General features: G+C 63.4%; 4 protein-coding genes. 2 read left to right on the forward strand and 2 right to left on the reverse strand.

Annotated elements, in window-relative coordinates; translation table 11 throughout:
* The first annotated feature begins 43 nt into the window (after positions 1-43).
* Positions 44-712 carry a phosphoribosyltransferase gene (locus tag HP499_RS20885; RefSeq protein ID WP_172326044.1) on the forward strand — a complete coding sequence of 223 codons (669 nt, stop codon included), beginning with the start codon at positions 44-46 and terminating at the stop codon, positions 710-712.
* Positions 713-784: 72 nt separating this feature from the next.
* Here HP499_RS20885 and HP499_RS20890 read toward each other — a convergent pair whose 3' ends face one another.
* Positions 785-2119: an MFS transporter gene (locus tag HP499_RS20890; protein ID WP_172326041.1), complete on the reverse strand. Its 1335-nt coding sequence runs from the start codon at positions 2117-2119 to the stop codon at positions 785-787.
* Positions 2120-2249: 130 nt separating this feature from the next.
* On the opposite strand from HP499_RS20890, the gene HP499_RS20895 reads away from it, so the two are divergent.
* Positions 2250-2996 (forward strand): IclR family transcriptional regulator, encoded by a 747-nt coding sequence (locus HP499_RS20895; RefSeq protein WP_172326042.1) that lies wholly within the window; start codon positions 2250-2252, stop codon positions 2994-2996.
* A 9-nt stretch (positions 2997-3005) separates the two neighbouring features.
* On the opposite strand, the gene HP499_RS20900 is transcribed toward HP499_RS20895, so the two are convergent.
* Positions 3006-4481, reverse strand: coding sequence for an APC family permease (locus tag HP499_RS20900; RefSeq protein ID WP_172326043.1), 1476 nt, complete (start codon positions 4479-4481; stop codon positions 3006-3008).
* Positions 4482-4758: the final 277 nt, after the last annotated feature.

Raw genomic sequence — 4758 nt, forward strand, 5'->3', positions numbered from 1 at the left:
CGGTAGGCTTGGAACTGCAAAGAATTTCGTGGAAGTGGAGCAGATGGGCATGCGTTTCAAAGACCGCGCGGAAGCCGGTCGACGCCTGGCTGAAGCCCTCCCCCAACTCCGGGAGCAGCCGGACACCATCGTGCTGGGCCTGGCCCGCGGCGGAGTCCCCGTGGCCGCAGCAGCAGCAACGGGGCTATACCTGCCCTACGGCGCTGTACTGGTACGCAAGCTCGGCATCCCCGGCCGCGACGAGACCGCCTTCGGCGCCTTGGCCTGGTCACAGGGTGATGTGCTCCGGATCGTCAATAAACCTCTGAAGGAACTCATCCTCGCCCACGGCATCACCCAATCGGCGCTGGATGCCGTGGAAGCCCATGAACGGGCCGAGCTGCTCCGGCGAGCGCAGACATACCCGGGTACCAGGCACGACCTTCGCGGAAAGACCGTGGTGCTGGCCGACGACGGGCTTGCCACAGGGGCCACCATGCGGGCGGCCGTGGAAGCGGTTCGTTCGGCCGGGGCGCGCACAGTAATAGCCGCTGTGCCGGTGGCGTCACTGGAAGCCTCCACCTCTCTGGCGCGGGTGTGCGATGCGGTGATGGTCCTTCACACACCCGGTAAATTCCACGCTGTCGGCGCTTTCTACGAGCATTTTGAGCAACTGTCCGACAACGACGTCGTACGCCAACTCGAAGGTGCCGGTGCCGGCGGGCAGAAGTAGCCGGCGTCGTTCCCACGCAAAAGGCGGGTGCGGTCCCCTGAGGACCGCGCCCGCCTTTTCTTTAGTGCAGCTTTAGTGGTGAACGCTGTAACCCAGCGGCCGGCCACGGGTTTCCTTGGCCAGGATCACGCCAATGGCGGAGATGACGCACAGAACCATGATGTAGATGCCCACCGAGCCGGACCACTTGGTGGTGTCCAGGAGTGCCTGGGCGATGAGTGGCGCGAAGGCACCGCCCAGGATGGCACCCAGGGCGTATCCAATGGAGATTCCGGAGTAGCGGACCTGGGCCGGGAACATTTCCGCGTACATGGCGGACATGGGACCGTAGGACAGTCCCAAGCCGATGGTCAGGACGAACAAAGCGGTTCCGTAGAGCACGATGTCCTTTGAATCAATCAACACGAACATCGGGATCATCCAGGCAAAGACCAAGCCGTAACCGATCAGGAACGTCTTGACGCGTCCGATCTTGTCCGACAACCAACCGCCCACCATAGTGAAGATCAGCCAGCCGAAGGAGGCGATGGTGGTGGCCAGCAGGACCTGCGGGGTGGGCATCTTCAACGTACGCGTGGCGTAGGAGATGAAGAAGGCGATCAGCAAGTACCCGGCGGCATTGTTGGCGATGAAGATCAGGGCTGCAAGGAGAACTTCCTTCTTGTTCTTGCGGAAGAGTTCACCCAAGGGCGCCTTGCTTTCGGCCTTGCGCTGGGCGATTTCCTTGAAGACAGGGCTTTCACCCACAGCCCGACGGATGAGGTAACCCACCACGATCAGGACCACCGACAACAGGAATGGCACGCGCCATCCCCAGGAGGCGAAATCTTCCTTGGACATTCCCGACTGGAGCAGGAACAACAGGCCGGTGGCCAGGATCATGCCGATCGGAACACCAATCTGCGGGTAGGCGCCGAAGAGCCCGCGCTTCTTGAGCGGCGCATGCTCCACAGCCATGAGTGCCGCACCGCCCCACTCACCACCGGCGGAGAACCCTTGGACTACGCGCAGGGTAATCAGCAGGATGGGAGCCCAGACGCCGATGGTTGCGTAGGTGGGCAGCATGCCGATCAGGGCAGTGGCTGCACCCATCATGACAAGAGTCATGACCAGGACGGCCTTTCGGCCCATCCTGTCGCCGAGGTGCCCGGCAACGAAAGCCCCGAGGGGACGGAAGAGGAAGCTGATGCCGATCGTGGCGAACGACAAAAGCTGGGCTACACCCGGGTTGGACTTCTCCAGGGGAGAGAGGAACAAGGGCGCCAGCAGCGTCGCCGTGAGCTGGGCAAAGATGAAGAAGTCGTACCACTCAATGGTGGTGCCCACCAATGTCCCGGCCAGGACCCTGCGCTCTTCGCGCTTGCTGCTGGGCCCTGACGGTGAGTCGACAGTGGAAGTTGCGGTCATTGGAACTCCATGGGGTGAGAGTGACTGGTCGGCACTTGACTTGCATTAACCGACAGAACGGTCAGTTAGGAAAGAATACTACAACCTGTGACCCAAAGCACAGCCCCTGGGAACTTCGCTCCAACATAGGATGGTTCGCATGAATCCCCGCAGCGATATCCAGCCTTCATCGGAAGCGGCAACGCAGGCTCCGCCGTCGCAAACCTTGTCACGGGGAATCCGCGCCCTGGAGATCCTCGCAGCCGCCGAGCGTCCCCTCACCATTGCCGAGCTCACCGAGGCCCTCGGGGTGCACCGCTCTGTGGCCTACCGGATCCTCCGGACACTGGAAGACCATTCACTCCTGGTGCGCGACGACTCAGGGCGGGTTCAGCCTGGCCCAGGATTGGCAGTCCTTGCCAGCGGCGTCTCCCGGAACCTTCAAACCGCAGCGCTGCCCGAGCTCACGCAACTTGCCAATTCCCTGCACATGACGGCGTTCGTCGCGGTCTGGGACCACCAGGAATGCGTCACGCTGGTCACCGTGGAGCCACGGCACTCCGGCGCCGCGCTGGCCCAACACCCCGGAAGCCGCCACCCGGTCAGCACCGGCGCTCCCGGAATAGCCATCCAGTCCACCATGACCGAGGAACGCTGGCAGCAGGTTGGCGCCGGCAACCCCTACCGCCCCGAAGCCCACGAGGCGCGCCGCCTTGGCTATGCCACCAGCCATGACGAAGTGATTGCCGGGCTGTCCTCCATTGCCGCCCCCATCAAGGTTCCGGGTGGACGGCCGGCCGCCATCGCCGTCGTTTACATCCGATTGGACCAGGACGCCGACGCCGTGGGACAGGCACTGGCCGCGAGCGCTGCCCGCATCGAGAGCCAGCTCGCCTGAACTTCCTCCCTAGTCCTCGGAACCGTGCCCGATCCTGGCATAAAGGGCTGGCTGCGAGCTCCTGAGCCGCAGGCCCCAGAGGACACCCACCACCCCGGGCAACAGCACCAGCGCGGGGAGGACGAAGGATGCTGCGGTGGATTCTGTTTGGCCGAGCAAGACGTTGAAGTTGGCCAGGATCAGCACCAGGACCACTGCGAGGAGCACGAAGCCCAGCATCGGTGCGATCACCCGGACCCACAGGCTGGTTCCGTGCTGGTTACGCCGGAAGAAGCCAATCACGGCCACCGACACGACGGTCATCAACAGGACCAGCCCCAAGGCGCCACTGTTGGTCAGCCACGTGAACATGGTCAGGACCGGGTACAGTTCGCCGAGCTCGGAACCTGCGCCTGCCACGGCGAAGCCCAGCGTGACGACGACGGCGATCACCGACTGCGCCAACGATCCCGCGAAGGGCGCTCCACTGCCCTGCCGGACTTTGGCGAGCGCCGCTGGCAGGACACGCTCGCGGCCCAGGGAAAAGAAGTAGCGGGCCACGGCGTTGTGGAAGCTGACCAGTGCGGCGAACAGGCTGGTGACGAAGAGGACCTGGGCGATGTCACTGAGCAGCACCCCTCCATTGGCGCCCAGGAACGCGAACATCATGTCCGGCCCGTTGGCAGCTGCTGATTCGATGACGGCTGAGGGACCTGCACCCACGGTCATGGCCCAAGCGGAGACCGCATAGAACACGGCGATGATTCCCACGGCTGCGAACGTCGCCCTGGCAACCGTTCGCTTGGGGTCTTTGGACTCCTCACCGTAGATGGCTGCGGACTCAAAGCCCATGAACGCCGCGATGCCGAACGAGAGCACGGCCCCAATGCCGGGGACGAACAGGCTCTCGGGGCTGAAGGCTGCTGCGCTAATACCTTCAGGGGCAACGGCAAGGCTGATGACGTCGTAGACAATGACCACCAGGAACTCCAGTGCCACCAGGATGCCAAGCACCTTGGCAGAGAGGTCCACGCGGTTGACTCCCAGCCACCCCACGATGGCGATGCAGACCAGCACCGGTATCCACCACGGGACACTGATGCCCAGGCGCGCGGAAAGGAGTGAGGACACGGTAAACCCAAACAGCCCGTAGATGCCTACCTGCATCAGGTTGTAGGCCATCAGCGCAATGAGTGACGCCCCAACGCCGGCCGGCCTGGAAATACCCTGTGCGATGTACGCGTAGAAGGCTCCTGCGTTGGTGACGTAACGGCTCATTGCCGCATAGCCCACGGCGAACAGTGCCAGGATTCCGCCGAGGATCAGGAAGGACAGCGGCACTCCCACCACCCCCGTGACTGCGAACGTCGTGGTCACTCCGCCCGCCAGGACGGTCAGCGGCGCTGAAGCCGCAATAATCATGAAAGTCACTGCCGGTACGCCAAGAAGTCCCCTGGTGTGTGCAGGTCCGGCCGTCCTGCCCTTGACGGGGTTGTCCACGCTCATAGTGTGCTCCTGCCTCGGTGCCACGGGAGATCTGCGCGGCACGGTGTCGGTCATTCCGCAATCTTCCACCGCAGGAGCCCAGCGTGACTTGTCTCACACGGCAGGGTGTTTGTCGGAGGACGCACGCACCTTCGGGGCTGACGCGCCGGTGTAGAATCGTGGGCAAGCTCACGTCTGTCCCAACGGTTTCCTGGTCGGGAACCAATCAGAAGTTCTGTGGCGCCATGGGCCGTTGAAAGGGAGTTCGATGACCGTCGCGGCTGATACGGGTCCCACC

The sequence above is a fragment of the Paenarthrobacter sp. CM16 genome, from assembly GCF_013179505.1.
Lineage (GTDB): Bacteria > Actinomycetota > Actinomycetes > Actinomycetales > Micrococcaceae > Arthrobacter.